Origin of the sequence: Sphingomonas naasensis (assembly GCF_004792695.1) — a bacterium.
Lineage (GTDB): Bacteria > Pseudomonadota > Alphaproteobacteria > Sphingomonadales > Sphingomonadaceae > Sphingomonas > Sphingomonas naasensis.
On record NZ_SRXU01000001.1, the window covers coordinates 101,739 to 125,749 of the forward strand.

Sequence of the window (24,011 nt, forward strand, 5' to 3'; positions counted from 1 at the left end):
CTCAATTCGCGTCCGCCGGAGCGACTTTCTCCATGGTGATGCCACCCAGCAGATCCCTGCGGATGGCGTCGAATATCCTGCTTCGGTCCTCGGCCCGGTAGATCGTGGCGAGGATGGTCATGCGGACGCCGCCATATTCGGCGATCCAGCTCTGCTTGATGCCCTGCCGGGTAAGATAGTCGCCGAAATAGGTGCGCGCATCGGCGTGCGAAGCCATGTCGAAACGGCCTTCGAACAACGTATCGAGCAACTCGGCCTGGCTTGCGCTGGATCGCCCCAGATCGGCGAGGCGACGCCAGTCCGCACGCCCCGCGGCATCGCTGAACGCAATGGCGATCACCGGACCGAGCACCCCGCGCCCGCGATAGGCTGCCATCGGCTTGTCATAGCCTCCGTCGACGCGCGGCAGGCCCGCGAGCGTGTCGGGCAGGCCGCTCAGCCGCGCTTCGACCGCTGCCGAAACCGTGCCCGGATTGTCCTCGCGCGCCGCGGCGACCGGGGTGAGCAGCAGCAGGGGAATCGCCCATGAGCTTGCTGAAAGCCGGTTCACGGGTTGATCGCCTCCTGGCTCGGCAGCTGGCTGTTGTCGGGCGGCAGCTCGCCGCCTTCATTGTCGGGGATATTGTCGAAGAACGCCGCGATCGCGGTCTCGATCTCGGCGATGCGGAAGGGCTGGCCCGAGACCTTGGTGAGCGATTTCGCGTCGACGAGGAACTGGTCGCGCAGCAGCGTCTTGAGCTGACCGGTGTTCATTTCTGGTACGAGAATATTCTCGTAACTCCCCAGCAGATCGCCGAGATTTTTCGGCAGCGGCCAGATGTGGCGGATATGGACATGGCTGACGTCGACGCCCCGCGCCCGCGCCCGCCGGACCGCGCTGGCGATCGGACCATAGGTCGATCCCCAGCCGACCACGACCAGCGCGCCGCTCGTGCTGCCCTGCGCGACCGCCTGATCGGGCACGTCGATGCCCATCACCTTGTCGCGGCGGATGTCGGTCATCGCCTGATGGTTCGACGGCGAATAGTCGATATTGCCCGTGCCGAGCGCCTTCTCGATCCCGCCGATGCGATGGAGCAGGCCCGGCGTGCCCGGCTTGACCCAGGGGCGCTTGAGCTTCGCGTCGCGGGCATAGGGCTGGAACTTCTCGCCCTCGGGCGGCAGCTCGGTGTGGTGCGTCGCCGGGAACGGCGTGTAGCTGCGCATGTCGGGCACCTTCCACGGCTCGGCGGCATTCTGCAGATAGCCGTCGGTGAGCAGCATCACCGGGGTCATATATTGCGTCGCGATCCGCACCGCCTCGATCGCGCAGTCGAAGCAATCGGCGGCCGAACGCGTCGCGATCACCGGCAGCGGCGCATCGCCGTTGCGGCCATAGACCGCCTGGTAGAGGTCCGATTGCTCGGTCTTGGTCGGCAGGCCGGTCGAGGGGCCGCCGCGCTGGGCGTTGACGACCACCAACGGTAGCTCGGTCATGATCGCCAGCCCGATCGCCTCGGTCTTGAGCGCGATGCCCGGCCCCGACGAGCAGGTGACGCCAAGGCTGCCGGCATAGGAAGCGCCCAGCGCCGAGGCGACCGCGGCGATCTCGTCCTCGGCCTGGAAGGTGGTGACGCCATATTCCTTCAGGCGCGCGAGGCTGTGCAGGATCGCCGAGGCCGGGGTGATCGGATAGCCGCCATAGAACATCTTGAGCCCGGCGAGCTGGACCCCCGCGACCAGCCCGAGCGCGATCGAATCGGCGCCGGTGACGGTGCGGTAGAGCCCCGGCTCGGATGGTGCCGCGGCGACCTGGCGCTGTGCGATCCCCATCGCGCCGAGCTCGGCGGTCTCGCCATAGGCATGCCCGGCGTTGAGCGCGGCGATATTGGCCTCGGCGAGGCTGGGCGCCTTGGCGAATTTGGCGCGCAGCCATTCGACCAGCGGCGCGCGGTCGCGATCGAACATCCACAGCGCCAGCCCCAGCGTCCACATGTTCTTGCAGCGCAGCGCTTCCTTGTTGCCCAGCCCGAACGGCTTGACCGCCTCGACGGTGAGCGCCGAGATGTCGAGCTTGAGCAGCTGCCATTTGTCGAGGCTGCCGTCGTCGAGCGGATTGGCGGCGTATTTGGCCTTGTCGAGGTTGCGCTGGCCGAACTCGCCGGTGTCGGCGATGATCAGCCCGCCGGGCTTCAATGCCTCGACATTGGTCTTGAGCGCCGCGGGGTTCATCGCGACGAGCACGTCGGGCTGGTCGCCCGCGGTGTCGATCCGCGCCGAGCCGAAATTGATCTGGAAGGCGGATACCCCGAACAAGGTCCCCTGCGGCGCGCGGATCTCGGCGGGGAAGTCGGGGAAAGTGGCGAGGTCGTTGCCGGCGAGCGCGGTCGAGAGCGTGAACTGGCCGCCGGTCAGCTGCATGCCGTCGCCCGAATCCCCGGCGAAGCGAACGACGATCGCCTCGGGTACAGGGTTGGCCGATGCCTCTTCGGGCGTCAGCTGATGCGCGGCAGTTGCCATGGCCTCGTCCTGCGGTTTTCTTTCGTTGCGAATGCTCTACGCCTCACATGCGATACGCCCAAGCCCGAAAATGCCAAACCACCGTCCAAAGCCGCGCCTTTCCTATTCCCCTCCCTGCAAGCGAGGGGTTAGGGGTGGGTTGCGAGCGTAGCGAGCGTCTCACGCAGCCCGCTGCGCCGACGCTGCCGCGTCGGCACCCACCCCCAGCCCTCCCTTGCAAGGAGGGGAGCAGAGAAGCGCATGACCGATATCGCCTCCCTTCCCTATCGCCCCTGTGCCGGCGTGATGCTGGTCAACCGCGCGGGCCAGGTCTTTGTCGGCCAGCGGCTCGATTCTGTGCTCGAGGCCTGGCAGATGCCGCAGGGCGGGATCGATCCGGGCGAGGATCCGCTCGAGGCGGCATGGCGCGAGCTGTGGGAAGAGACCGGCGTCGCGCGCGACCATGCCGAGCTGGTCGCCACCGCCCCCGACGAGCTGACCTATGATCTCCCCGAGGACCTGATCGGAAAGGTGTGGAAGGGCAAGTGGCGCGGCCAGCGCCAGCGCTGGTTCCTGTTCCGCTTCCTAGGCGAGGACAGCGACGTCAACATCGCCACCGCCGAGCCCGAGTTCCGCGCGTGGCGCTGGGCCGAGCCCGAGGAGCTCCCCGACATCATCGTCCCTTTCAAACGCGTGCTTTACCGGCAGCTCCTCGACATTTTCACCGACGCGCTGGCAACGGTTCGTCGATCCTAGACATCAGCCGGTCGCACGCTGCCCTTTTGGTGCCCTATTAATATGACTAGAGGACGCCCATGCGCGCCCTGCTCCTCGCCCTGCCGCTGCTGCTGGCCAACACCGCAGCCGAAGATCCCCCGATTCCCCCGACGATCAAGACGATGCTCGACGCCGCGATCGCCTCGGGCAGCGAGGGTGACGTCGCGGTCATCGTCAAATATGCCAAGGCCGCCGATCCGGCGAGCGCGGACCGCGTGGTCAAGATCGCCAGCGACTGGCGCAACGATCGCATCGCCAAGGCGAATCGCCGCATCCGCGAGGCCGATTTCTTCGATCTGGTGAAGGGCCGCGCCGAGCTCGGCGCCTATGCCAGCACCGGCAACACGCAGAATATCGGGCTCACCGCCGGAGTCGAGCTCCGCCGCGAGGCGCTCGAATGGCGTCACAAATTGCGGCTCCAGGCCGATTATCAGGAAAGCCTGAGCGTCGTCACCCGCGAGCGCTATCTCGCCGCCTACGAGCCCAACTGGAAGTTCGACGATCGCGCCTATATGTACGGCGCCGCGCAATATGAGAGCGATCGCTTCTCGGGCTTTTACGATCGCGTCTCGCTGTCGACCGGGGCGGGCTACAGCGCGATCAAGTCGCCTGCGGTCAAGCTCGACGTCGAATTGGGCCCCGCCTATCGTCTCACGCGCTTCATCGACGACAAGCGCGAGAGCAATCTCGCCGCGCGCGGCAGCCTCGATTTCGGCTGGAAGCTCTCGCCCGGCATCTCGGTGACCCAGAACGCCTCGGCCTATCTCCAGGACGCCAACAGCACAGTGTCGAGCCGCTCGGCGCTGCTCGCCAAGCTGTTCGGCCCCTTCTCGGCGCAATTCTCGTACACGCTCCAGTACGAAAGCACCCCGCCGATCGGCCGCGAGACCACCGACACCACCAGCCGCGCGGCGCTGGTCGTCGATTTCTGACGTCACAATCCTCCCTCGTTTTGGCGGGGGAGGTGGCGCCGAAGGGCGACCGAGGGGCATCTCCGCAGGCGACCCGCTCGTCGATCGGCCCCCTCCGTCAGGTTGCGCCATACCCTCGCTGCATGCCCTCCCCGCATTCGCCGGGATGACGGCAATAATATTTCGCGCTACCAGCCTTGAATGAGCGGGCTTTCCAGCATCGAGCAGGCAGCGATCGAACATGTCGCGCACGCGCCGATGCTCGCGCGCACCGAAGCCTGGACCGCGATCAACAGCGGCACGCGCAACCTCGCCGGTCTCGCCGCCATGGCCGATGCGCTCGCCCAGGCCTTCGCGATCCTTCCCGGCCACCTCGCGCTCGTCGATCCCGCGCCGGTCGAGAGCGTCACGCCGGACGGCCGCGTCGAGCAGATCGCGCATGGCCGTCATCTCCATCTCGCGGTGCGCCCCGAGGCACCCGTCCAGATGCTGCTCACCGGCCATATGGACACGGTCTTCGCCGCCGATCACCCCTTCCAGACCGGCAGCTGGCGCGACGATGGCGCGCTCAACGCCCCCGGCGCCGCAGACATGAAGGGCGGGCTCGCGCTGATGCTCGCCGCGCTCGAGGCAGTCGAGGCGAGCCCGCTCGCCGGCCGGCTCGGCTATGAAGTGGTGATCAATTCGGACGAGGAGACTGGCTCCTTCGCCTCGCGCGGGCTGATCGAGGGCGCGGCGCGCGGCAAGGCCGCGGCGCTCACCTATGAGCCTGCGCTGCCCGACGGCACGCTCGCCGGCGCGCGCGGCGGCACCGGCAATTTCTCGCTGATCGTGCGCGGGCGCAGCGCGCATGCCGGGCGCAACCCCGAAGAGGGCCGCAACGCGCTCGTCGCGGCGGCCGCGCTCGCGGTGCGGCTCGCCGAGGCGCGGGCCCCCGGGCTGGCGGTCAATCCGGCGCGGATCGACGGCGGCGGCCCCAACAACGTCGTCCCCGATCTGGCGATCCTGCGTGTCAATTTCCGGCCGCGCGACGAATGGAGCATTTCGATCGCCAAGGCGGCGATCGAGCGCGCGGCGCATGACGTCATGGCGTCGCACGACGTCCGGGTCGAGGTCCATGGCAGCTTCAATCGCCCGCCCAAGCCGCTCGATCCCGGCGCCGAGCGGCTGTTCGAGCTCGTCCGGTCGGCCGGCGCGGATCTCGGTATCCCCGTCGCATGGCAGGCGACGGGCGGGGTTTGCGACGGCAACAACATCGCCGCCTGCGGCGTCCCCGTGGTCGACACGATGGGCGCGCGCGGGGGCGCCATTCATTCTGCGGAGGAATTTCTGATTCCCGAAAGCCTGCCCGAGCGCGCCGCCCTCTCGGCGCTGACCATCCTGCGCATCGCCGAGCGAGGCCGGCCATGAGCTTCCGCATCCGCGCCGCGCGCGACGAGGATCTCCAGCCGCTCTACGAGATGGCAAAGCTCACCGGTGGCGGCTTCACCAATCTGCCGCCGGAGAAGGACGCGCTCCGCGCCAAGCTGCTGCGCAGCTATGCCGCCTTCGCGCGCGACGAGGAGGGGCTGTTCGACGATCTGTTCGTGCTGGTGCTCGAGAATGTCGACACCGGCGAGGTGCGCGGCACCTGCCAGATTTTCACCCATGTCGGCCAGCACTGGCCCTTTTACAGCTACCGCATCGGCACGGTGACCAAACACAGCCAAGAGCTGAACAGGACTTTCCGTGCCGAAATCCTCAGCTTGGTCAACGATCTTGAGGGTTCGTCTGAAGTCGGCGGGCTGTTCCTCCACCCCGGCGAGCGCGCCGGCGGGCTCGGCATGCTGCTCGCCCGCAGCCGCTATCTGTTCATCGCGAAGCACCGCGCGCGCTTTGCCGAGCGCATCCTCGCCGAGCTGCGCGGGGTGATCGACGAGGCCGGCGGCTCGCCCTTCTGGGACGGCGTCGCGGGGCGCTTCTTCGGGATGAACTTCCAGCAGGCCGACGAATTCAACGCCACCCATGGCAACCAGTTCATCGCCGATCTGATGCCCAAGCATCCGATCTACACCGCGATGCTCCAGGAGAGCGCCCGCGCGGTGATCGGCCTTCCTCATCCCTCGGGCCGCGCCGCGATGCGGATGCTCGAGAATGAGAATTTCGCCTTCGAGAACTATATCGACATCTTCGACGGCGGCCCGACGATGACCGCGCGCACCGACAATGTCCGCACGATCCGCGACGCGAAGCCGGCCACGCTGGTCGAGATCGTCGCGGGCGGCACTCCCGCGATGCTCGCCGCCGGCCGCCTCGCCGATTTCCGCTCGGCCTTTGGCCGCGTGGGCGAAGTCGAGGGCGGCATCACGCTAGACCCCGCCGGCGCCGCCGCGCTCGGCGTGCAGGTCGGGGACGAGGTGCTCTATGCGGGCCGGTGATCTTCTTGAGCCCCTTCCGTTCAAGGGAGGGGTTGGGGGTCGGGCCTGGCCGTCTCGTCGAGACCGACGCCGGCGGCACTGCCCCACCCCAACCCCGCCCCTGCACGGGAGGGGCTAGTGCTTCAGGAAATCAACTTCGACGGGATCATCGGCCCCAGCCATAATTATGCCGGGCTCAGCCCCGGCAATCTCGCCGCGACCCGCAACGAAGGCCTGACCTCGCAGCCGCGCGCGGCCGCGCTGCAGGGCATCGCCAAGATGCGTGCCAATCTGCGGCTGGGGCTGCGCCAGGGCATTCTCCTGCCGCACGCCCGGCCCGATCATCGCTGGCTGGCCAGCCTCGCCACCGGCTATGACGACGCCCCGGGCCATCTCAGGGCACAGGCGCTCTCGGCCTCGGCGATGTGGGCCGCCAACGCCGCCACCATCTCGCCCGCGCCCGACAGCGCCGACGGCCGCTGCCACCTCACCGTCGCCAATCTCGCCACGATGCCGCACCGCAGCCATGAATGGCCGGAGACGCTCGCCCAGCTCCGCCTCGCCTTCGCCGACCCCGCCTTCGCGGTCCACGCCCCCGTCCCCGCCCCATTCGGTGACGAAGGCGCGGCCAACCACATGCGCCTCACCACCGCGCACGATGCGCCGGGCGTCGAGATCTTCGTCTATGGCAAGCCCGGCGGGCGCTTCCCGGCGCGGCAGCACCCCGATGCCAGCGCCGCGATCGCGCGACGTCATGGCCTCGCGCCGGCGCGGACCTTGTTCGTCCAGCAGTCCGACGCGGCGATCGCCGCCGGTGCCTTTCACAACGACGTCGTCGCGGTCGCCAATGGCCGGGTCCTGTTCGCGCACGAGCAGGCCTTTGCCGACAAGCTGCGCTTCTACGCCGATCTCCGCGCCGCCTTTCCCGAAGTCGAGATCGTCGAGGTCCCCGCGGCGCAGGTCAGCCTCGAGGATGCGATCGCCTCGTACCTCTTCAACGCCCAGCTGGTCACGCTGCCCTCGGGCGAGACCGCGCTGATCGTCCCCGAGGAAGCGCGCGAGACCCCCTCGGTCTGGGCGTGGTTGCAGGCGCATCTCGCCGGCAACGGCCCGATCCGCCGCGTCGAGGTGGTCGATGTCCGCGAGTCGATGGCCAATGGCGGCGGCCCCGCCTGCCTGCGTCTGCGCGTCGTCGCCGATCCCGCGACGATCGACCCGCGCTTCCTCGTCGACGCGGCGAGGCTCGATCTGATCGCCCGGGTGGTGGAAACGCATTGGCCCGAGGCGATCGGCGCCGGCGACATCGCCGATCCCGCGTTGGTCAGGCGCATCGAATCCGCCCGCGTCGCGCTGCTCGAAGCGCTCGGAACTGTCGAATTAGTTGACAGGTAATTTGATGCGTTGATTTTGCACGATAATTCCCCGATGGTTTTCCAGAGTTTGTAGGGTCCGGTTTTGTTTCACGCCTTCGCCTCCCACCTCAGGATCGCGGAATCGCCGAGCTTTTGCTGGTTCCGCGCCTTCGCGTAATGCTCGACCATGCGGAGGGTCTGGCCCGATATCGCAGCGGTCTCGGCGATCGAGCAGTCTGCCTCGAGCAGCGCGATCACCGCATTCTTTCGCAGCCCGTGCGGGACAACCTTTTGCCCGAGGTCGGCGGCGAACTTCTGCAGCCGGTAGCGCGCGGATTGGTCTCGAATCGCGCGGCCGTTCTCGTCGGTGCAGATGACAACGCCGGCGCGCTTCCGCTTGTCGAGCTCGGCGCGAAGATCCTTGTGCATCCGGATCACCAGCACCTTGCCGGTCTTGCGCTGCCGAACGGTGATATGGTCGCCGCTGATGTCGGACCATGCCATGGCAAGCACGTCGCCAAGCCGCTGCCCGGTGTAGAGCAACAGGTGGGTCAGGAGCCGGACCGTGCCGTCATCGGCCGACAGGGCAGCATCAAGGATATGCTGCGGCCAGGGTTCGTGCTCTCCGCCGGGTAACTGGTCGATGCCGTCGCAGGGATTCGCCGGCATATATTCCCGCGCGACCGCCCAGGCGAACAGCGCGCTCGAGGTCGAGAGGAAACCGTTCGCCGCACCGGCCTTCTCGGCCATGCCATCGAACAGCTTGCGCATGTCGGCGCGAGTGATCTCGGCGACCGGGGCCGTCGGCAACAGCTTCTCAAGCTTGCGAAGATAGATGTCGTAGAGCTTCTTCGACGCGTCGGAGAGTCCCCGATAGGCGGGGCTGCGCTGGTAGAGATCGATCAGCCTCGGCGTGCGGACCAGCTCGGTCGAGTGGCCGCGGTTCCGATGGCCGAGCAGCGCCGCGTAGCTTCCGCCGAACTCGCGCGAGCGCAGGTCCGGCAATCTGGCATAGACCTTCTTGCCGTCCGCCACCTTGCCGGTGTCGAAGTAATAATAGGTCCGGCCCTTCGCCCGGACGCGCTTGACGTACTTAGGCAGCAGCAAGGCCCGGTTGATCCTTTCGCCAATCGTCGACCGCGCCGGACAGGCGGGAGAGGTCCAGATCCAGCGCCTCGCGATCCCAATGATCGTCGCCGCCCAGCTGCACCGGCAGCGAGAGACGACCGGCCGCAACCTCACGCATGAAGTTGGCCGGCGCAAGGTCGCAATACTGCGCCGCCGTCCGGAGCTTCATCATGCGGGGCCAATAGGGCTTCGTCATCGTCCTTCTCAAATCCGCGCCGTCTCTCCGCGCTGCCACCTCCGTTGCGACTGGTCGGGTCGCGCCCTTCTGAGGTTGGGCTCTCCGCCGGCGGGAGCCTGATCGCCGGCTGGAAACTCAGGGCGGCCCCTCCCCCTCATTCCGGGGAGAAGGCAGGGATGCTGCACCCCTCTCTCCGGTATCTTTGGGTGTGGAGGCTGCGAGCTCCCTGCGAATTGCGCTTGCTATCGCCTTGCCGGCGTGTTCGTAGGCATAGGCACGCGGAGTGCGAAAGGTCTTGCCGTGGCCGCGATAGAAGTCGGCTGCCACCATCGCGCACGCCTCGATCGTCGCAGGATCAAGCTTCCCCACCACGGGCGCAGAGGACAGCGCGGCGAGGAGCGTGGGGAGCGCGTTGACGGCTTCGGTGATGAGGGCATAATCGTCTGCACCCCCATAAAACGAATGCTTCTGCACGATGATCTTGGAGTGCGCCTCCCCTAAAGGCGCGTCGGCAACCCAATCGCGCGGATAGCCCTGACCGTCGATGAGGCCGGCTTGACGATGATACCAAGGCCCCGGCGTCGCCTTCGCCAGCAACTCGCCCAGCCGCTCCACCAGCGCTTCGACCGCTTCGGGATTGGTCATGGCCGTCATTTCCCGTACATCGCCCACGCGGGCGCGATAGCGATGATCGCCGATCGTATGTCCTCAACGTGGCCCCATGCCTCGTTGTAGACGCGCCAACCTTTTTCGTTGTCGCCGTCGTGATCCGGCTCCCGGCCATAATCGACCTTCGCCAGCCAGCGAGCGGCGAAGTCGGCGCAGCCAGCGGGGTCCATGTCGAACGGGAAGGCAACGAAGCCGTCCACCTTCTCATAGTTCGACCAGAGGAAGATCAGGCGATCAGGCCGCTTTGGCTTATTCAGGTGCTCGTATTGCTCGTGGACGAACTTCTCGTGCGCCGGTCGGATTACGTATCCCACCGCGCCTTTTGAATGTCCGTGGAATGCGAGCGTGAGCGCTGCGGCGAGCGTCTTGTCGCCCTCGCAGATCATGTCGAAACGAAAGTTGTCCATCACCCTTTCTCCCCGGAAGGCATGGGGGTGGCTTCATCGGACACCTTGAGCCACGGCCACAGATCGTAGGGCATGAAGCCGCGCTTGATCGCCTCTGGGCGCAAGGTGTCCATCGACAGCGGGAACGGGACGCCGAGCGCTTCGGCGATCGCCATGCCCTCCTCGCTGTGGCCGCCCTGCTTACTGGGCGCGACCATCAACAAGGCGCGCTCCATTGCCTCACGCACCGCCGTCTGCCACCCCTCCACTTCCGCAACGCTTGCCGGCGGATGAAGGGCGGCGGCTATTACATCGTAAGCGGCCTGATATGCCTCTTTGGGGTGGGTCGGCTCGCAACCATAGACCGCGATATACGCCTGCCGCCAAATCTCGGCTGCATCCTCCCTCTCCGGCATCTGCATGGCGGGGCGCTCGGCGAGGGCGGCGTCGAGAAGGTCAGCAAATCCTTCGATGCCCTCATAATAGAAGCGCAGATCATCGGACCGGGCGTCGCTATCGTCCCTCCGCATGTTCATGGCGAACGTGCGAAGTTCAGCCACGATATCGCAGGCCGGCTTGGTAACCTGCCCATCCAACGCCCCGGAGGGGGTCTGCGGGGCCGTCATGCTGCGGTCTCCTCTTCGACTACAGGAAGCGGCGGCAGGGCCTTCGCCTTCGCGGCGACCGCGCGCTCGACCCGGGCGCCGAACCCGACGCAGGCGACACAGCGGCCGTTCGGGAGCCGGAGCTCGACCAGGCCGGGGCTGCGTTCGGAGGGGCGGATGCGACGGAAGCCGTCGGCGTCATATTGCCGGTGGATCTCGGTCATGCCGGAACTCCGTCGTGCTGGACGCCGTCGAGGAGCCGGCCGGCGGCGGACTTGCCGTACCGCTTCACGCCGGCACCGGTAGCCGCAGGGTCGCCGATCGCGTAGAGGCGCCCGAACTCGTTGAACCAGTGCGTCGGCTGGCCGCGCAGATGATGCGCCGCGATCGCGACGCCGAAAATCTGCGCAACGTCGAGCAGGCTTAGGTTCTCGTGAAAGAAGTCACTGGTGCTGTTCGCGAAAATGACCGACGGCTTGCGCCAGCCAAGCGGCAGCGTCAGACGTTCGTGCATCAGCTCGACGCGTCCGGTCCAGCGACCGCCTGCGCTGGTCCGCTGCGCGAACCCATGGAACGCTTGCCCGGGATCAGAGAAGCGTCCCGCGATCACCTCGGCGTAGCAGCCGCCGTGCGGTCCGGGTCCTCCGCAGCCTGGCGAGACGCGCGTGCAGCCGCGCACCGGATTCCAGTCGCTGCGATCGGTCCATTCGATTTTGCTCTCGGTCATCGTGCGGCTCCCTGCCCGCGCTCGGCATTCACCCGCGCCGAACCCAGCGCCGCCGGGGTCAACCGGATCTGCGTCCGCCGCGTCAGCCAGTGCCGGCGCCGCTCGACAAAGCCGAGGCGTTCGGCGCCGCAGACGCGCACGCCGGGGAACGCGATACCGCGGATCGTCTCGGCTTCGTCGCGCCAGTCGCCATCGAGGCGGTTGAGCACCGGGCGGGCGAGGTCGAACCATGTGTTGTCGGGGCGGGTTGCCATCACGAAATCCTTGAATGGGTGGTCGGCGCCGGCTGCGGACCCGAGGGTGCCGGTCGCCGCCCGGGGGAAGGTCATTTCTTCGCGGTCAGCCGCGTGCGCGCAGCCTCGATCGCGGTATCGACCTCGCCGACCATCTCCTCCGGCGCCGCCTCGCGGTGCGGGTGCATCTCGCCGATGATCTTGTTCAGATCCGCGAGCAGCTCGACCTTGCCGGCGCGCGCGATCAGGTCGTCGGCGGTGGCGCGGAACGGGTGGTCGGGGTCGGTCCCGTTGTGGGCCTCGCCCATGTCGGAGTCGTCGCGGCCCTCGCGGTGTGCGAGCGCTTCATTATCGGCGGCCCTGGCGACGTCCTCGTCCTCCTCGTCGGGCAGTTCGCCGGTCGCGGGGTCTGCGCCCTCGGCGATTGCCTGCTCCTCGCGGCTCGGCGGCACCAGACGGGGCGCGTCCGCCGCGGTGGAGCCGAGCAGCGCCGCGGTCGAGCGGGCCGCGATCTCTTCGTCGCGCGCCTCGACGTCGAGCAAATCGCCCGACATCGGCAGGGTCTTGCTGTGCCGGCGCATCACGGTCTTGCGCGCCATCTCGGCGAACCAGTCGACCCACGGGCCCTTGGGAGGATACTTCCCGCCGATCTTGCCCGTCTGGCTTGCCTGCCGGACTTTGTTGATCTCGGCGCGGCGCATCACCTCGAACGACTTGGTGCCGTCCTTCATGCTGGCGACTGAGTAGGCCGCGACGATATTGTCGTCGTGAAGGTCCTCGTCGGTCAGGTCGAGCATCGGCTTGTGACGCAGCATCGCCTCGGTGCCGGCCTCGAATACGAAGAAGCCCTCCTCGACCTCGCGCCGATACACGACGTTCGTTTCGATCGCGCTGATCTCACCGGACTGCAGGATCTTCTTCCGCAGGCCGAACACCATCGGCATGTACTGCGCCAGCGTGACGGTCTGCCATTGGCCGTCGATCTGCTTCTTCGTGTTGAAGGTGACGATCGCAGCCTCGCGCCCGTCGGGGAGCAAGCCGTCCTGCGCCGCCTTCATGCACGAGGTGATCAGGCTGCCCCGGTCGGCACGCAGCAAGTCCGGGTTGCTCTGCGCCGCGGTCATGACGGTGCGCTGAAACTTCTCCGGCGTGATATGCGCCGGCAGCGCCATCTTGAAGTCGTTGGCGCGGCGCTCGAGGCCGTTGCGCAGGCGGTCATATTCGGTGACGGCGGTGTTCTCGCGGGTCGCGAGTGCTTGGGTTGCCATGGTATTGGCTCCTTAGAAGGGGTGGCGGTCTTCGAGGGGGACCTCGACGTTGAGCGCATCGAAGACATCGCGCAGCTCACCAGCGGGCTCGGGCACCTCGTCGGGGTTGTACCGCCCGAGGATCGGCTTGCAGGCGAAGGGCGGCGCTTCGTCGGTTACGGACGCGACGGTCACAGCCTTCCAGCCGTCCCCGCTCTTGTCGGGCACCTTGACCATGTCGCCGGGCGCGAGCGGCTCGCCGGTCCATTCGTAGGTGTAGGAGCGGGAATCCTCGGGCCGGAACTTGCAGGCCACGAACAGGGTCGGATTGGTCATGATCGTCTCCATCAGAAGGGAATCCCGTCGGTTGAAAAGCGCTGGGTAAGACGGCGCTGCGAAACGACGTGGTAGGTCGGCTGCACCACGTAGAATTCGCGGCCGGGATGCAGGTCGGCGAGGCGCTCTGCCTCACGCTCGGCAGACGATACGCTGCCGTGCTTGAAGCGCGGCGCGTGGTCGCCGCTCGGGCACCAGACGAGCCAGAAGGGCGGGTCTTCCATCACCGCGCACTCGTCTTGGCGCGCTCGGCGATATCGACGCCGGGGATCTCGATCTTGCCCTTCGCGGCCTTGACCACGCGCTGGATCGCGGCGTCGATCGCCTCCCGGACCTTCGCGTCGTCCTTCACCTTCTTGAACGCCTTGGCGTAGTCGGTGACGGTCGCGACATGCTCGGTGCCGAGCGAGACGGTGGCGCCGCCATCGGAGCGAACCGGCGCCGAGCGGACCGGCGCGGGGGCTGCAGGCGGCAGCGCGGCCTCGACGTTGTTCTCGCGCGCCAGCTGCTCCAGCTTCGCCCGCTGCGCCGCTTCCTCGGCTTCGCGCTCGCGCCGCAGCCGCAACTGCTCGTTGGCGTAGTCGTCCATCAGGCCTTGCACCCGCGCCCGGCCGGCGCCGATGCGAGCCGTGAGCGCGTTCTTCTCGGCGTCGACTGCGCGGCCGGCATCGAGGTACGGCTTCTTCACCGTGACGTGCACGGCGCTGACCAGCCCCTCGCAGGCGCGCAGCCGCTTCACCAGCTCGCCACAGCGGCCGAGCGTCTCGTCGTTGTCGCACTTGGCGCGGTGCACCGACCCGAAATCCTCGGGCTTCTCCGGGTCCGGGTTCGCCTTGCCGAGCAACTGGTCGAGCAGCGTCATGAAGTCGGCGCGCTCGCTGAGCAGCGCATCCCGGAACTCGGCGTGGATGCGCTCCTCAAGCGGCGGCACGTTGCCTCCGATCACGGCGCGCGGGTTCGGATCGGCCTTGGCTTCGGGCCAAGGCGCGACGTCGTGGAAGATGCTGGCGGTGGCCATTAGAATGTCTCCTCGGGCTTGAATTCATCGGGGTCGCCGAGATCGGAGCCGCTCTCGCGCAGCACGTCGGCGGGGATGAAGTCGGCCTCGGTCGGGGCGAGCGTGTCGACGTCGGGGCCCAACCCGGTGGGCTCGTCGACCTCGGCGAATTCGGGCGCCGGAGATTCGTCGATCAACGGCAGGATCACCTGCTCACCAGCTACCGGAACGCTATCGGTGGTGATCTTCAGCATCTCGACGGCGTGCTCGACGATGTTGTCGACGATCTCGCGGGTTGCCTCCGGGATGAGCTTCACCTTGACGGTGTTGTAGACGTGGTCGCCAACCTGAAAGGTGACGGTGCATTCGTACCCGTCGCCATAGCGCTCGGTGCCGAGATCAATTTGCCTGACCTTCAACATGACATTCTCCTCAAAAAGGCATCGGATGATTGGGGGAAAGCAGGTCGATCCGGCGCGTCGGGTCCGCGAGCGCGCTCTCCGGCGCGTGCTGCTCGCCCCATTGCTGGAGGCGGCAGTAGTGGCGGTAATCCGCCTCGCTGATCGGTTCGTCGGCACAGCCGGGCCAGACACGCGGCAGATCGACGTAGGAGCCGTTGACGTGGGCCTGCCAGCGCGGCGACCGGTCCATTTCCTCGCCGGTCACCGGATCGAGGGGCGCACCATGCCAGACGCGGACGCCGACATAGACCCCGCCGCTGCGGAGCTTCGTGCGGTAGAAGCCCGCGACCGGCGTGTCCGGGTCGAAGCCCTCCGCCTGCACCGGTGCGCGGCGCTCGGAATAGATCAGGCCGGAGCGGGTCACTCGCCCCTCCCCTGCTCCACTGCGCTTGGTCTCGCGCGCAACGGCGAAGGCGTCATGTTCGCCAGCCTTGAAATGCGCAGCGAGGAACTCGGAATGCGCATGGTCTCGGACCTTGCATGTCGGGGTCGGGGACGGTGGATTCCGTTCCGGTCGATCGTCGAAGGGACGGTGACCGACGACGAGTTCGAGACCATGCGTGCTGCCGAGAAGGCCGTGTCGTCCTGGCCGCTCGAGATCGAGGATTTTGCTTCTGCGACACTGGCCAGACTGACGCTCGCCATTCGCCGGACCAAGCGCCGCATGGCCGCCAAGGGCCAGACCCTCAAGGCGGTGGTGGTCGATTATCTGCAGCTGCTCCACCCGGACGACCCGCGCATGTCGGCATACGAATCCGTGTCGCAGATCAGCAAGGGCCTGAAGGCGCTGGCGAAGGATCTGGAAGTGTGCGTGATCGCGCTCGCCCAGCTCAGCCGCGCGGTCGAGTCCCGCGAAGACAAGCGGCCGCAACTCTCCGACCTTCGCGACAGTGGCCAGATCGAGCAGGACGCCGATGCGGTGCTCTTCCTGTATCGCGAGGAGTATTATCTCCAGAAGGTCAAGCCCAAGCCCGGGCAGGAAGACGCGCACGACGCGGCGAAATCGGCCGCGGCGGGGCGCCTCACCCTAATCTGCGCCAAGCGCCGCAACGGCGCGACCGGCGATGCCTCGTGCCAATTCCTCGCGCCGTATCAGGCGGTCCGTTCCAGCGATTGGGGACGCTGATGGGCGCCCAGCATTATCATAAGCGATATCACAGCGACGCTCTCGCCGGCTTCATGTCGCTGACTCTGGAGGAGCGCGGCGCCTACCAGACCATCCTCGACCTGATCTATGATCGTGGCGGGCCTGTTCAGGATAACGAGCGCCTGCTTGCCGGCTATATGGGTTGCTCGGTCCGGAAGTGGCGCACGCTGCGCGACGACCTCATTGCAAAGGGCAAAATCCGCCTGACCGAAGCAGGCGAAATCACCAATTCCCGAGCCGAAAAAGAGATCGAAAATCAGCTGAAAACGAGCCGAAAACACGCTGAAAACGGATCGAGCGGCGGACGAACTCGCGCCGACAATACGAAAAATGCCAATGAAAACAACGAAAGCGAGCAAGCCGGGCTTAAGCCGGGCTCAAGCCATACCAGATACCAGATACCAGATAAGAGAGAAGTAGCGCGCGCGCGCCCGAGCGATCCACCATCCGAACTTGAGCAACGATGCCGCCAAATCGCCGAGATCATCAGCCTGACCAGGCCGATTGGTCCGGCAGACCGCGACCAGATGCGCACCTGGATCGCCGACGGGCTGCATTTCGACTGGCACATCGTCGAGGGGGCAAAGCAGATCGCGGCCCGAGAGCAGGCTCGAGGCCGCACCGTGTCCGGTTTCCGATATCTCGACGGTGGAGTTCGGGATTACGCGGCGGAGTGGCAGCGCGAGAACCAACGGCTCCGCGCCGTGGGAAGCGAGCATTGATCGCCATGGCCGACGCGCCCCGCCTCTCCGCGCTGATGCAGCCCTACACGTCCCCCGAGGCGCTCGCCCGGCATGCCGCCGGCGATTGCTCCGGGGAGCGGCGCGCACAGGTCCTCGCGGTGTGCAAGCTGCTCTTCGCCGTCGCCGAGAACGACTTCGAGACGATCCGGCTGATCCGCAGCGAGGCGTTCGACGAGGAGACGCTGCGCCTGCGCCGCGCCGTCATCTGGGTCGCGAAGCTGCACACCAACGCCAGCCTTCCCGAGATCGGGCGGGCGATCAACCGCGATCATTCGGTGGTCCAGCGCAGCATCGAGGAGACGAAAGTGATCTGGCTTGCGGACATGGAATTCCGCGCCTTGTGCGAAAGGATCCGCGGCAGGACCGGAGCGCCGGCGCCTGTCACGCGGCACGACCAAGCGGAGATGGAGCTTTGACGCCGAAGCAGGAAAGGTTCGTCGACGAATACCTGATCGACCTGAACGCCACGCAGGCCGCGATCCGCGCCGGGTACAGCGAGCGCACCGCCGAGGACATCGGAAGGCAACTCCTCCGGAAAACTCCGGTGGCCCTCGCCATCTCCACCGCGCGGCGTGAACGGGCCGAGCGCACAAGGATCGATGCCGACTGGCTGCTCGCGCGGCTCGCTGACGAGACCGGTGCCGACGCCGCCGAACTCTACGACGCGAAGGGCAATATCCGCCCGATCAGGGAATGGCCGCTCATCTGGCGGCAGGGGCTGGTTGCGGGGATCGAAACCACGACCGACGCCAAAGGGAAGGTGAAGGTCACGAAGTTGCGCCTGGTCGATCGCTCGCGTCGTCTCGAGTTGATCGGCCGCCACGTCGACGTGCAGGCGTTCAAGGACCGCGTCGAGGTTAACCTGAGCGTCGACCGGGCCGCCGAGCTCGACGCGTTCCTCAAGGCCTGAGATGCTGCCCGAGCAGGAACTGGCGCTGGTGCGCAAGATCGCGACCTTTCGGCATGACCCGCTGGGCTATGCGCAGCGTGTATTCCCGTGGGGTCGGGACGGCACGTCGCTGGTCAATTCCATCGGCCCGAGAACGTGGCAGGCCGAGACGCTGCAGGAGATCGGCGAGCATCTGCAAAACCCGGCGACACGGTTCCAGCCGCTTCGCATCGCGCGAGCCTCGGGCCACGGCATCGGTAAATCCGGCCTCGTGTCGATTATCACGAAATGGGGGCTCGATACCTGCGCCGACACGCGCGTCGTCACGACTGCCAACACCGAGACCCAGCTGCGCAACAAGACGTGGCCCGAGGTGACGAAATGGAACGATCTCGCCATCACGCGGGACTGGTTCAGGCCGACGGCGACAGCGCTGATCAGCACCCAACCGGGGCATGACCGTGCGTGGCGCGCCGATGCCGTCACGTGGTCGGCGAACAACACCGAGGCGTTCGCGGGCCTGCACAATCTCCACCGCAGGATCATCCTGATTTTCGACGAGGCCAGCGGCATCGACGACATGGTCTGGGAGGTTGCCCAAGGCGCGCTCACCGACGAGGACACCGAGATCATCTGGCTCGCGTTCGGCAACCCCACCAAGAACACCGGCGCGTTCCGCGGCGCGTTCGGCAAGCATCGGCATATCTGGTCGACCAAGCAGATCGACAGCCGCACCGTTGAAGGCACCAACAAGGCCTATCTGGACGAGCTCGTCAGCACCTATGGCGAGAACAGCGACATCGTGAAGGTCCGCGTCCGCGGCATGTTCCCGAGCGCCTCGTCGATGCAGTTCATCGGCACCGATCTCGCGCAGGAGGCCCGAACCCGCCCTGTCCCGCCCGGGCTGGTGAGCGATCCGATCATCTTCGGTGTCGACTGCGCGCGCTTCGGCGATGACAGTTCCGTGCTCGCGATCCGCCGCGGCCGTGACGCGCGCACCATCCCATGGAAGCGCTGGCACCACATGGACAGCATGACCGTCGCCGGCGACATCGTCCTCGAAGCCGAGAGGTGGAAGCCCGACGTGATCTTCGTCGACGTCGGCAATATCGGTGGGGCCGTCGTCGATCGCCTGCGCCAGCTGCTCAAGGGCCGCATACCAGTGATCGAGGTTAACTTCGGTGGCCCCGGCGGCACGGTCGAGTGGGAGAACGGTGTCCACGTCAAGACGGCCAACAAGCGCTCGGAGATGGCGGTGAGCGTCCGTGCCTGGCTGAAGCGCGGCGGCTGCATCCCCGACGAGCAGGAGATCGAGGACGATCTGACCGGCCCGGAATACAGCTACAGCGATGGCGAGACATCGATCTTGCTCGAGAAAAAGGCCCACATGAAGGCGCGCGGCCTGCCTTCGCCCGACAACCTCGACGCGCTCGGCCTGACCTTCGCCGCCCCCGTTGCGCCGCGTGTGATCGCGGCGCGCGACCCGGCGAGCTATATCGACACGCACACCCACTATGACCGGTTCGCGGAGATCCAGTAATGCCCCGCCTCACCAACATCCGCGAGACGATCGACGCTGGCGAGCCCGTTGTGTGCGCCGACTTTCGCATCCCGGACGGCCGCGAGGGCTGCGTCTGCGTCCCGATCGCGGAGTATCAGGCGCACGGCGAGGTCGTGCTGCAGCAACTCGCCGATGCTTGCACCGCGCAGGCCCGCGGTCACCGCTACCAGCCGCCGGACCGGGACCGCTACGCCGAGTTCCGATGACCCTGTGCACCGCGCCGCCTGATCCCGCGCGCGCGCCTTAAGCCCGCACCTGCAAACAGCAGGTGATCCGCATGTGCCTCGGCGCTCCAAAGATGCCAGACCCCGCCCCGATCCCGGAGCGGCAGGCGGCGAAACAGCCCTCGACTGACCCGACGCTGCGCATGGTGGACAAGGACCGCCGGCGCCGTGGCTATGCCGCTGCGATGTTCGCGCCGAACGCCGGCGCTGCCACCACGACGAACGTCACGGGCGTCTGAGTGGCGACAGCCGGCACCCTGACCCTGCGGCGCACCGACGACGACAAGCTGCGCGAGCATAGTGAGCGGCGGTACAAGTCGATGATGCCGGCGAGCGATCTCGCTGCCGAATGGTACGAGATCGCCGGGCTCTGCATGCCACAACGCTCGCGCCAGCTGGTCGAGCTGCATAAGCAGAAACAGCGCAACGCCACCGCCAACACGCGGCTTCACGACGGCCACGCAATCCGCTCGTTCGATATCCTCGCCAACGGCATGCTCTCGGGACTGTCCTCCCGGTCGCGGCCGTGGCGCAAGTCGAAGCTCGAGGACGAGGACCTGATGGAATACCATCCGGTGCAGGTCTGGCTAGATGCCTACGACCAGCTCGTCAATTCGGCGCTCGGCTCGTCGAACTTCTACGAGGCCATGCTCTCCTGCTATCGCGAGATGAGCGGCTTCGGCACCGGCGCGGTGGTGATCCAGCAACACGACGCAGCATCGCCAAAGTTCGTTTGCCACCCGCTGACCGTCGGTGAATACGGCATCGCCGTCGGCCGCGACCTGCGCCCCGACTCCCTGTGCCGGAGCTTCAGCTTCGACACTCGCCAGATCGTCGAGAACTATGTCGCCGATCGCTTCGACAGCGCGGTGCTGCACTGGGAGCGCGTGCCGTTCCGCGTCAAGGAGGCATGGGACAAGGGCAATTACGATCATCGCTTCGTCGTCCGGCACTTGATCGAGCCGAACCCGGCCTATGTGCCGGGGAAGCTCGGCAAGGTCGGCATGCCGTTTCGATCGATCAAATGGCTCGAATCCGAGGAGGACAAGAAGAAGTTCCTCTGCATCGAGGGCTATCGCGATCAGCCGTTCATGGCGCCGCGCTGGGAGACGATCGCAGGCGAGATATGGGGTACGGGCCGCGGCAAGGTCGCCCTTCCCGACCTCCGCGCGCTCCAGCTCTCGGGCAAGCGCAGCGGCGAGGCCGAGGACATGCTGGTCAAGCCGCCGACCTGGGGGCCTCCCGCGATCGATCGCGTCGGCATGCTGCCCGGCAACCACACCACCGTCGCAGCCGCCGACATGAGCGTGGGCATCAAACCGGTCTACGAGATCGGCTATCAAGCGGTGAGCGCGGTCGAGGCCAAGCTTTTGCGCCGCCAGCAGGCCGTCGACCGCATGGCCTATGTCGACCTGTTCATGGCGATCACCACCATGGAAGGGGTCCAGCCGCGCAACATCGAGGAGCTTGCGCGGAGGCACGAGGAGCAATTGACCCAGCTTGGCCCGGTGACCGACCGCGCCAACGGCGAACTGCTCGAGGTCGCGAACGATCGGGTCGGCGGCATCCTCGCGGCGCGCGGCGACTTGCTCAACCTCCTGCCCGAGCCGCCCGAGGAGTTGCAGGGGCAGAGATCAAGACCGACTTCGTGTCGGTACTGACGCAGGCCCAGCGCATGCTCGGCATCGGCCAGACCGAGCGCGCGGTGTCGTTCGTCGGCAATCTCGCAGCGTCGTTCCCCGAGGCGGCGGACAACCTCGATACCGACGCGATCGTCAAGGACTATTGGGATCGCAGCGGCGCACCCGCGACCGGTCTGCGCGACCCCAAGGTCCGGGACGCGATCCGCCAGTCCCGTGCGCAGCAGCAACAGGCCGAGCAGATGGCGGCGATGATGCCGGCCGCGAAAGACGGGGCCGATGCGGCGCGCCTGCTGTCCGAGGCGGACACCGGCTCGGGCTCGCTGCTCGAAAGGCTCGTCGGATGAGCCGTGCCTCTCAACACGAACTCGACATGCGGGTGCTGATGGCATCTGCGCCGTTTCGCAGATTTCTGTTGCGCCTCGCCAATGCTGCAGGTATTTGGATACCAACTGCCGGAGCCGAACAAACCCTTCTCTCTCGTGAAGGGCGCAGGTCTCTGGGGTTGGACATCCTTCGCGAAGCGGCAGCCGGTCTGCCGCGTGGCGCCACGATCGAGCACGTGCTCGTCGCCATTCTCAGCGAAGCCACCCCCAAGGAGACCCCCGATGCAGATCCCCAGGACGAATCCGTTGAACGCTGACCGCCTGCGCATGACGCCGCTTGAGCGCGCCATGGGCCGCTTCATGCGTTCGCCCGAAGGTCACGACGCCGGCGCCGGCAATGCTGCGGGCGACGCCGATGCCACCGACAGCGCGGCGGAGGGCAAGACCGATGGCAACGCGGTGGGCGCAGGGGATGACGACGCTTCCGTTCTCGGCGGCGCTGGCGAGGGCGGTGAAGGGGAAAAAGGCGAGGCGGACAAGGGCGAAGGCGGAGAGAGCAGCGATAAAGGCGCTGATCCGGGACCGCCTGAGAAATATGAGCTGACCGCGCCCGAGGGCTTCACGCTCGACGCGGAGAGCCTTGCCGAGGCCGAGCCGATCTTCCGCGAGCTCAACCTCTCCAACGATCAGGCGCAAAAGCTGATGCCGGCCGCGGCGAAGTTCGCCGAGCGGATTGTCGCCCAGCAGCAGGTCGGCCTGCAGCAGCAGGCAGCAAACCAGCGTCGCGAATGGGCCGACGCGTTCGCTGCGGATCGCGATATCGGCGGTGCGAACAAGGACGCGACGGTCGCGGCCGCGGCGCGCGCATTCGACCACTACGGGCTCAAGAAGGGCGAGGGCCTCCGCCTGTTTCTCGACGAGTCCGGCCTCGGCAACCATCCCGATTTGATCCGCTTCGTCGCCGGCGTGGGCCGCGATCTGGCGGAAGGAAGCTTCGAACGCGGCGACGTGGCTGTCGTCCCGAAGGCCCCCGAGCAGAAGCTCTACGGGCAAGAATTTCAGCCGAAGACGTAACGAAGGGAGCAGCAAATGGCAGCACGCAATGGAGCCCTCGCCACGCTGATCGACGTCACCGCCACCTATGGCGAGGCGGGCGAGGCGCAGGGCACGGTCGCGGAGATCCTCACCAAGGATAACCCGATCCTCGATGATATCAGCTGGAAGGAAGGCAACCTTCTGACCGGCGACCGCACGTGGGTTCGCACCGGTAAGCCGGGCGTTGCATGGCGTCGGTACAACCAGGGCGTGCCGCGTTCGAAGGGCACCGTCGGCTCGTTCGACGAGGCCGCGGCGCAGCTGGCGGCGACGTCGCAGATGGACCGCAGCCTCGCGATCCTCGGCGGTAACCCTGCCAAGGCCCGCATGAACTTCGCCAAGCCGTTCTTCGATGCGATGAACGAGGAGTTCGCCGAAACGCTGTTCTACGGCAATTCCTTCTATGAATCGAAGGAGTTCACCGGACTCGCGCCGCGCTACAACAGCCTGAGCGGCCCGACGCAGGACTATATCCTCGACGCCGGCGGCTCGGGCACCGACAACCGCTCGGGCTGGCTGATCAATTGGGATCCGGAGACGATCACCGGAATCTATCCCAAGGGCAGCAAGGCCGGCCTGCTCCACATGGATGCGACGACCAACCTGCGCGAAGGCCCGGACGGCTACCCGATTGGCGATCTGGTCGCCGACGAGAACGGCAACAACTATCTCGCCTTCTCGGACTATTTCCAGTGGGACAGCGGGCTCTCCGTGAAGGATCACCGTCACGCGGTCCGCGCGGCGAACATCGACTTCTCGGATCTCAAGGCGAACCGCTCGACAGGCGCCGACCTCGAGATGCTGATGGTCCAAATGGTCGAGCGCATTCAGGCGATCGGCCCGAACGCGGCCTTCTACTTCCCGCGCACCATCACGGCCATGCTTCGCCAGCAAGCGCTCAGCGATGCCCGCACCGGCCGCTCAATGCTCGGCTTCGACACGATCGGGGGCCGCAAGGTCACCACGTTCGACGGCATCCCCATCCGCGCAGTCGACGCCCTGAACGTCGACGAAGCCCGCGTCGTCTAAGGGAGACAGGAACGATGAACACCGACAAGGAACTTCTCGCATCCGAGAAGCAGACCGTCACTTCGACGCCACTGGTGTCGACGGATTCGATCCTCATGAGCGGGCTCAGCGGGCAGAGCCGGTCGCGCAACCTTCGCGCCTTCGCGCAGGTCGAGACCAGCTTTACCGGCGGCACCGGCACGGCGCTGACCGTCGACCTGATCCAGGCCGACAACGCCGCGCTCACCACCAACGTGACCGTCATCGGCACGTCGGGGGCGATCGCCAACGGCTCGTCGAACGTCAACGTCGCTGCCGGCAGGCGCCTGCTCGACATTCCGCTGCCCGAGGTGACGCAGGCCTATCTTGGCTTCCGCTACACCTCGGCGACCGGTGCTTACGGCGCCGGTGCGATCACCGCCGGCCTCGTCGTCGGGACCGAGACGCCGCAGGCGTCGCGCCCGAACGCCGAGAGCCACGGCTTCTAAGGGAACGCT

Annotated in this window: 32 protein-coding genes and 1 pseudogene; 17 read left to right on the top strand and 16 right to left on the bottom strand. The window is 66.8% G+C overall.

The window, feature by feature from the left end; all coding sequences use genetic code 11:
- Position 1: 1 nt before the first annotated feature.
- Complete coding sequence (locus E5A74_RS00540; protein WP_135981778.1) at positions 2-550, bottom strand: hypothetical protein; 549 nt, start codon at positions 548-550, stop codon at positions 2-4.
- The gene (locus E5A74_RS00545; protein WP_135981780.1) at positions 547-2,499 is read right to left on the bottom strand and encodes a 2-oxoacid:acceptor oxidoreductase subunit alpha; all 1,953 of its coding nucleotides are present in this window, start codon (positions 2,497-2,499) and stop codon (positions 547-549) included. Before E5A74_RS00545 ends, E5A74_RS00540 begins: the two co-directional genes overlap by 4 nt.
- A gap of 240 nt (positions 2,500-2,739) precedes the next feature.
- Between E5A74_RS00545 and E5A74_RS00550 the strand changes: the two genes are divergently transcribed.
- The 5 genes from E5A74_RS00550 to E5A74_RS00570 all read left to right on the top strand — a co-directional run bounded on the left by E5A74_RS00550 (position 2,740) and on the right by E5A74_RS00570 (position 7,954).
- Positions 2,740-3,234 (top strand): RNA pyrophosphohydrolase, encoded by a 495-nt coding sequence (locus E5A74_RS00550; RefSeq protein ID WP_135981782.1) that lies wholly within the window; start codon positions 2,740-2,742, stop codon positions 3,232-3,234.
- A gap of 59 nt (positions 3,235-3,293) precedes the next feature.
- Complete coding sequence (locus tag E5A74_RS00555; protein ID WP_135981784.1) at positions 3,294-4,187, top strand: DUF481 domain-containing protein; 894 nt, start codon at positions 3,294-3,296, stop codon at positions 4,185-4,187.
- Positions 4,188-4,367: 180 nt separating this feature from the next.
- Complete coding sequence (locus E5A74_RS00560) at positions 4,368-5,576, top strand: hydrolase (protein WP_135981786.1); 1,209 nt, start codon at positions 4,368-4,370, stop codon at positions 5,574-5,576.
- Positions 5,573-6,583, top strand: a complete 1,011-nt coding sequence (locus tag E5A74_RS00565; protein WP_135981788.1) for an arginine N-succinyltransferase — start codon at positions 5,573-5,575, stop codon at positions 6,581-6,583. The genes E5A74_RS00560 and E5A74_RS00565 overlap by 4 nt, the downstream gene beginning before the upstream one ends.
- 117 nt (positions 6,584-6,700) lie before the next feature.
- Complete coding sequence (locus tag E5A74_RS00570; protein WP_135981790.1) at positions 6,701-7,954, top strand: N-succinylarginine dihydrolase; 1,254 nt, start codon at positions 6,701-6,703, stop codon at positions 7,952-7,954.
- 68 nt (positions 7,955-8,022) lie between these two features.
- Here the strand turns inward: E5A74_RS00570 and E5A74_RS00575 are convergent, their stop codons facing one another.
- The 14 genes from E5A74_RS00575 to E5A74_RS21165 all read right to left on the bottom strand — a co-directional run bounded on the left by E5A74_RS00575 (position 8,023) and on the right by E5A74_RS21165 (position 15,245).
- On the bottom strand, positions 8,023-9,021 hold the full coding sequence (locus E5A74_RS00575) for a tyrosine-type recombinase/integrase (RefSeq protein ID WP_135981792.1): 999 nt from the start codon (positions 9,019-9,021) through the stop codon (positions 8,023-8,025).
- Entirely contained in the window at positions 9,008-9,214 is a 207-nt protein-coding gene (locus E5A74_RS00580) for a hypothetical protein (protein ID WP_135981794.1), read from the bottom strand. Before E5A74_RS00580 ends, E5A74_RS00575 begins: the two co-directional genes overlap by 14 nt.
- A 141-nt stretch (positions 9,215-9,355) precedes the next feature.
- Positions 9,356-9,874: a hypothetical protein gene (locus E5A74_RS00585; RefSeq protein ID WP_135981796.1), complete on the bottom strand. Its 519-nt coding sequence runs from the start codon at positions 9,872-9,874 to the stop codon at positions 9,356-9,358.
- On the bottom strand, positions 9,871-10,296 hold the full coding sequence (locus E5A74_RS00590) for a hypothetical protein (RefSeq protein WP_135981798.1): 426 nt from the start codon (positions 10,294-10,296) through the stop codon (positions 9,871-9,873). Before E5A74_RS00590 ends, E5A74_RS00585 begins: the two co-directional genes overlap by 4 nt.
- On the bottom strand, positions 10,296-10,901 hold the full coding sequence (locus E5A74_RS00595) for a hypothetical protein (RefSeq protein ID WP_135981800.1): 606 nt from the start codon (positions 10,899-10,901) through the stop codon (positions 10,296-10,298). Before E5A74_RS00595 ends, E5A74_RS00590 begins: the two co-directional genes overlap by 1 nt.
- Positions 10,898-11,104, bottom strand: a complete 207-nt coding sequence (locus tag E5A74_RS00600; protein ID WP_135981802.1) for a hypothetical protein — start codon at positions 11,102-11,104, stop codon at positions 10,898-10,900. Before E5A74_RS00600 ends, E5A74_RS00595 begins: the two co-directional genes overlap by 4 nt.
- Positions 11,101-11,607 carry a DUF5131 family protein gene (locus E5A74_RS00605; RefSeq protein ID WP_166745544.1) on the bottom strand — a complete coding sequence of 169 codons (507 nt, stop codon included), beginning with the start codon at positions 11,605-11,607 and terminating at the stop codon, positions 11,101-11,103. Before E5A74_RS00605 ends, E5A74_RS00600 begins: the two co-directional genes overlap by 4 nt.
- Positions 11,604-11,861, bottom strand: a complete 258-nt coding sequence (locus E5A74_RS20705) for a hypothetical protein (protein ID WP_166745545.1) — start codon at positions 11,859-11,861, stop codon at positions 11,604-11,606. The genes E5A74_RS00605 and E5A74_RS20705 overlap by 4 nt, the downstream gene beginning before the upstream one ends.
- A gap of 71 nt (positions 11,862-11,932) precedes the next feature.
- Positions 11,933-13,108, bottom strand: a complete 1,176-nt coding sequence (locus E5A74_RS00610) for a recombinase RecT (protein WP_135981806.1) — start codon at positions 13,106-13,108, stop codon at positions 11,933-11,935.
- Between the two features lie 12 nt (positions 13,109-13,120).
- Positions 13,121-13,423, bottom strand: a complete 303-nt coding sequence (locus E5A74_RS00615; RefSeq protein ID WP_135981808.1) for a hypothetical protein — start codon at positions 13,421-13,423, stop codon at positions 13,121-13,123.
- An 11-nt stretch (positions 13,424-13,434) separates the two neighbouring features.
- The gene (locus E5A74_RS00620) at positions 13,435-13,647 is read right to left on the bottom strand and encodes a hypothetical protein (protein ID WP_135981810.1); all 213 of its coding nucleotides are present in this window, start codon (positions 13,645-13,647) and stop codon (positions 13,435-13,437) included.
- Complete coding sequence (locus E5A74_RS00625) at positions 13,647-14,441, bottom strand: hypothetical protein (RefSeq protein ID WP_135981812.1); 795 nt, start codon at positions 14,439-14,441, stop codon at positions 13,647-13,649. Before E5A74_RS00625 ends, E5A74_RS00620 begins: the two co-directional genes overlap by 1 nt.
- On the bottom strand, positions 14,441-14,842 hold the full coding sequence (locus tag E5A74_RS00630) for a hypothetical protein (protein WP_135981815.1): 402 nt from the start codon (positions 14,840-14,842) through the stop codon (positions 14,441-14,443). The genes E5A74_RS00625 and E5A74_RS00630 overlap by 1 nt, the downstream gene beginning before the upstream one ends.
- Before the next feature lie 10 nt (positions 14,843-14,852).
- Complete coding sequence (locus E5A74_RS21165) at positions 14,853-15,245, bottom strand: hypothetical protein (RefSeq protein ID WP_240699666.1); 393 nt, start codon at positions 15,243-15,245, stop codon at positions 14,853-14,855.
- On the opposite strand from E5A74_RS21165, the gene E5A74_RS00635 reads away from it, so the two are divergent.
- From E5A74_RS00635 to E5A74_RS00690, 12 genes and pseudogenes are all read left to right on the top strand, one after another.
- Entirely contained in the window at positions 15,222-16,007 is a 786-nt protein-coding gene (locus E5A74_RS00635) for a replicative DNA helicase (RefSeq protein ID WP_240699653.1), read from the top strand. The genes E5A74_RS21165 and E5A74_RS00635 overlap by 24 nt on opposite strands.
- Entirely contained in the window at positions 16,007-16,750 is a 744-nt protein-coding gene (locus E5A74_RS00640; RefSeq protein ID WP_135981819.1) for a DUF1376 domain-containing protein, read from the top strand. The genes E5A74_RS00635 and E5A74_RS00640 overlap by 1 nt, the downstream gene beginning before the upstream one ends.
- A 5-nt stretch (positions 16,751-16,755) precedes the next feature.
- A complete protein-coding gene (locus E5A74_RS20715; protein WP_166745548.1) occupies positions 16,756-17,187 on the top strand; it encodes a helix-turn-helix domain-containing protein in 432 nt (143 codons plus the stop codon).
- Positions 17,184-17,681, top strand: coding sequence for a terminase small subunit (locus E5A74_RS00650; protein ID WP_135981823.1), 498 nt, complete (start codon positions 17,184-17,186; stop codon positions 17,679-17,681). Before E5A74_RS20715 ends, E5A74_RS00650 begins: the two co-directional genes overlap by 4 nt.
- A gap of 1 nt (position 17,682) precedes the next feature.
- Complete coding sequence (locus E5A74_RS00655; RefSeq protein ID WP_135981825.1) at positions 17,683-19,200, top strand: terminase; 1,518 nt, start codon at positions 17,683-17,685, stop codon at positions 19,198-19,200.
- Complete coding sequence (locus E5A74_RS00660; protein WP_135981827.1) at positions 19,200-19,427, top strand: hypothetical protein; 228 nt, start codon at positions 19,200-19,202, stop codon at positions 19,425-19,427. The genes E5A74_RS00655 and E5A74_RS00660 overlap by 1 nt, the downstream gene beginning before the upstream one ends.
- 92 nt (positions 19,428-19,519) lie before the next feature.
- Positions 19,520-19,684, top strand: a complete 165-nt coding sequence (locus E5A74_RS20720; protein ID WP_166745549.1) for a hypothetical protein — start codon at positions 19,520-19,522, stop codon at positions 19,682-19,684.
- Between the two features lie 135 nt (positions 19,685-19,819).
- Positions 19,820-21,432, top strand: a pseudogene (locus E5A74_RS00665) (portal protein).
- The gene (locus tag E5A74_RS00675) at positions 21,429-21,728 is read left to right on the top strand and encodes a Bbp19 family protein (RefSeq protein WP_135981831.1); all 300 of its coding nucleotides are present in this window, start codon (positions 21,429-21,431) and stop codon (positions 21,726-21,728) included. The pseudogene E5A74_RS00665 and the gene E5A74_RS00675 overlap by 4 nt, the downstream one beginning before the upstream one ends.
- Entirely contained in the window at positions 21,694-22,485 is a 792-nt protein-coding gene (locus tag E5A74_RS00680; RefSeq protein ID WP_135981833.1) for a hypothetical protein, read from the top strand. Before E5A74_RS00675 ends, E5A74_RS00680 begins: the two co-directional genes overlap by 35 nt.
- A gap of 15 nt (positions 22,486-22,500) precedes the next feature.
- On the top strand, positions 22,501-23,535 hold the full coding sequence (locus tag E5A74_RS00685; protein ID WP_135981835.1) for a major capsid protein: 1,035 nt from the start codon (positions 22,501-22,503) through the stop codon (positions 23,533-23,535).
- A gap of 14 nt (positions 23,536-23,549) precedes the next feature.
- Positions 23,550-24,002 carry a Bbp16 family capsid cement protein gene (locus E5A74_RS00690; protein ID WP_135981837.1) on the top strand — a complete coding sequence of 151 codons (453 nt, stop codon included), beginning with the start codon at positions 23,550-23,552 and terminating at the stop codon, positions 24,000-24,002.
- The last annotated feature ends 9 nt before the right edge of the window (positions 24,003-24,011 follow it).

What these genes read in the sequence shown, in the direction of transcription:
- E5A74_RS00595 (WP_135981800.1), bottom strand. Translation starts at nt 10,901, where the DNA reads ATGACGGCCCCGCAGACCCCCTCCGGGGCGTTGGATGGGCAGGTTACC.
- E5A74_RS00550 (WP_135981782.1), top strand. Translation starts at nt 2,740, where the DNA reads ATGACCGATATCGCCTCCCTTCCCTATCGCCCCTGTGCCGGCGTGATG.
- E5A74_RS20720 (WP_166745549.1), top strand. Translation starts at nt 19,520, where the DNA reads ATGCCAGACCCCGCCCCGATCCCGGAGCGGCAGGCGGCGAAACAGCCC.
- E5A74_RS00585 (WP_135981796.1), bottom strand. Translation starts at nt 9,874, where the DNA reads ATGACGGCCATGACCAATCCCGAAGCGGTCGAAGCGCTGGTGGAGCGG.
- E5A74_RS00600 (WP_135981802.1), bottom strand. Translation starts at nt 11,104, where the DNA reads ATGACCGAGATCCACCGGCAATATGACGCCGACGGCTTCCGTCGCATC.
- E5A74_RS00580 (WP_135981794.1), bottom strand. Translation starts at nt 9,214, where the DNA reads ATGATGAAGCTCCGGACGGCGGCGCAGTATTGCGACCTTGCGCCGGCC.
- E5A74_RS00610 (WP_135981806.1), bottom strand. Translation starts at nt 13,108, where the DNA reads ATGGCAACCCAAGCACTCGCGACCCGCGAGAACACCGCCGTCACCGAA.
- E5A74_RS20715 (WP_166745548.1), top strand. Translation starts at nt 16,756, where the DNA reads ATGGCCGACGCGCCCCGCCTCTCCGCGCTGATGCAGCCCTACACGTCC.
- E5A74_RS00560 (WP_135981786.1), top strand. Translation starts at nt 4,368, where the DNA reads ATGAGCGGGCTTTCCAGCATCGAGCAGGCAGCGATCGAACATGTCGCG.
- E5A74_RS00545 (WP_135981780.1), bottom strand. Translation starts at nt 2,499, where the DNA reads ATGGCAACTGCCGCGCATCAGCTGACGCCCGAAGAGGCATCGGCCAAC.
- E5A74_RS00620 (WP_135981810.1), bottom strand. Translation starts at nt 13,647, where the DNA reads ATGGAAGACCCGCCCTTCTGGCTCGTCTGGTGCCCGAGCGGCGACCAC.
- E5A74_RS00690 (WP_135981837.1), top strand. Translation starts at nt 23,550, where the DNA reads ATGAACACCGACAAGGAACTTCTCGCATCCGAGAAGCAGACCGTCACT.
- E5A74_RS00675 (WP_135981831.1), top strand. Translation starts at nt 21,429, where the DNA reads ATGAGCCGTGCCTCTCAACACGAACTCGACATGCGGGTGCTGATGGCA.
- E5A74_RS00660 (WP_135981827.1), top strand. Translation starts at nt 19,200, where the DNA reads ATGCCCCGCCTCACCAACATCCGCGAGACGATCGACGCTGGCGAGCCC.
- E5A74_RS20705 (WP_166745545.1), bottom strand. Translation starts at nt 11,861, where the DNA reads ATGGCAACCCGCCCCGACAACACATGGTTCGACCTCGCCCGCCCGGTG.
- E5A74_RS00615 (WP_135981808.1), bottom strand. Translation starts at nt 13,423, where the DNA reads ATGACCAATCCGACCCTGTTCGTGGCCTGCAAGTTCCGGCCCGAGGAT.
- E5A74_RS00605 (WP_166745544.1), bottom strand. Translation starts at nt 11,607, where the DNA reads ATGACCGAGAGCAAAATCGAATGGACCGATCGCAGCGACTGGAATCCG.
- E5A74_RS00655 (WP_135981825.1), top strand. Translation starts at nt 17,683, where the DNA reads ATGCTGCCCGAGCAGGAACTGGCGCTGGTGCGCAAGATCGCGACCTTT.
- E5A74_RS00630 (WP_135981815.1), bottom strand. Translation starts at nt 14,842, where the DNA reads ATGTTGAAGGTCAGGCAAATTGATCTCGGCACCGAGCGCTATGGCGAC.
- E5A74_RS00625 (WP_135981812.1), bottom strand. Translation starts at nt 14,441, where the DNA reads ATGGCCACCGCCAGCATCTTCCACGACGTCGCGCCTTGGCCCGAAGCC.
- E5A74_RS00565 (WP_135981788.1), top strand. Translation starts at nt 5,573, where the DNA reads ATGAGCTTCCGCATCCGCGCCGCGCGCGACGAGGATCTCCAGCCGCTC.
- E5A74_RS00680 (WP_135981833.1), top strand. Translation starts at nt 21,694, where the DNA reads ATGCAGATCCCCAGGACGAATCCGTTGAACGCTGACCGCCTGCGCATG.
- E5A74_RS00555 (WP_135981784.1), top strand. Translation starts at nt 3,294, where the DNA reads ATGCGCGCCCTGCTCCTCGCCCTGCCGCTGCTGCTGGCCAACACCGCA.
- E5A74_RS00640 (WP_135981819.1), top strand. Translation starts at nt 16,007, where the DNA reads ATGGGCGCCCAGCATTATCATAAGCGATATCACAGCGACGCTCTCGCC.
- E5A74_RS00685 (WP_135981835.1), top strand. Translation starts at nt 22,501, where the DNA reads ATGGCAGCACGCAATGGAGCCCTCGCCACGCTGATCGACGTCACCGCC.
- E5A74_RS00590 (WP_135981798.1), bottom strand. Translation starts at nt 10,296, where the DNA reads ATGGACAACTTTCGTTTCGACATGATCTGCGAGGGCGACAAGACGCTC.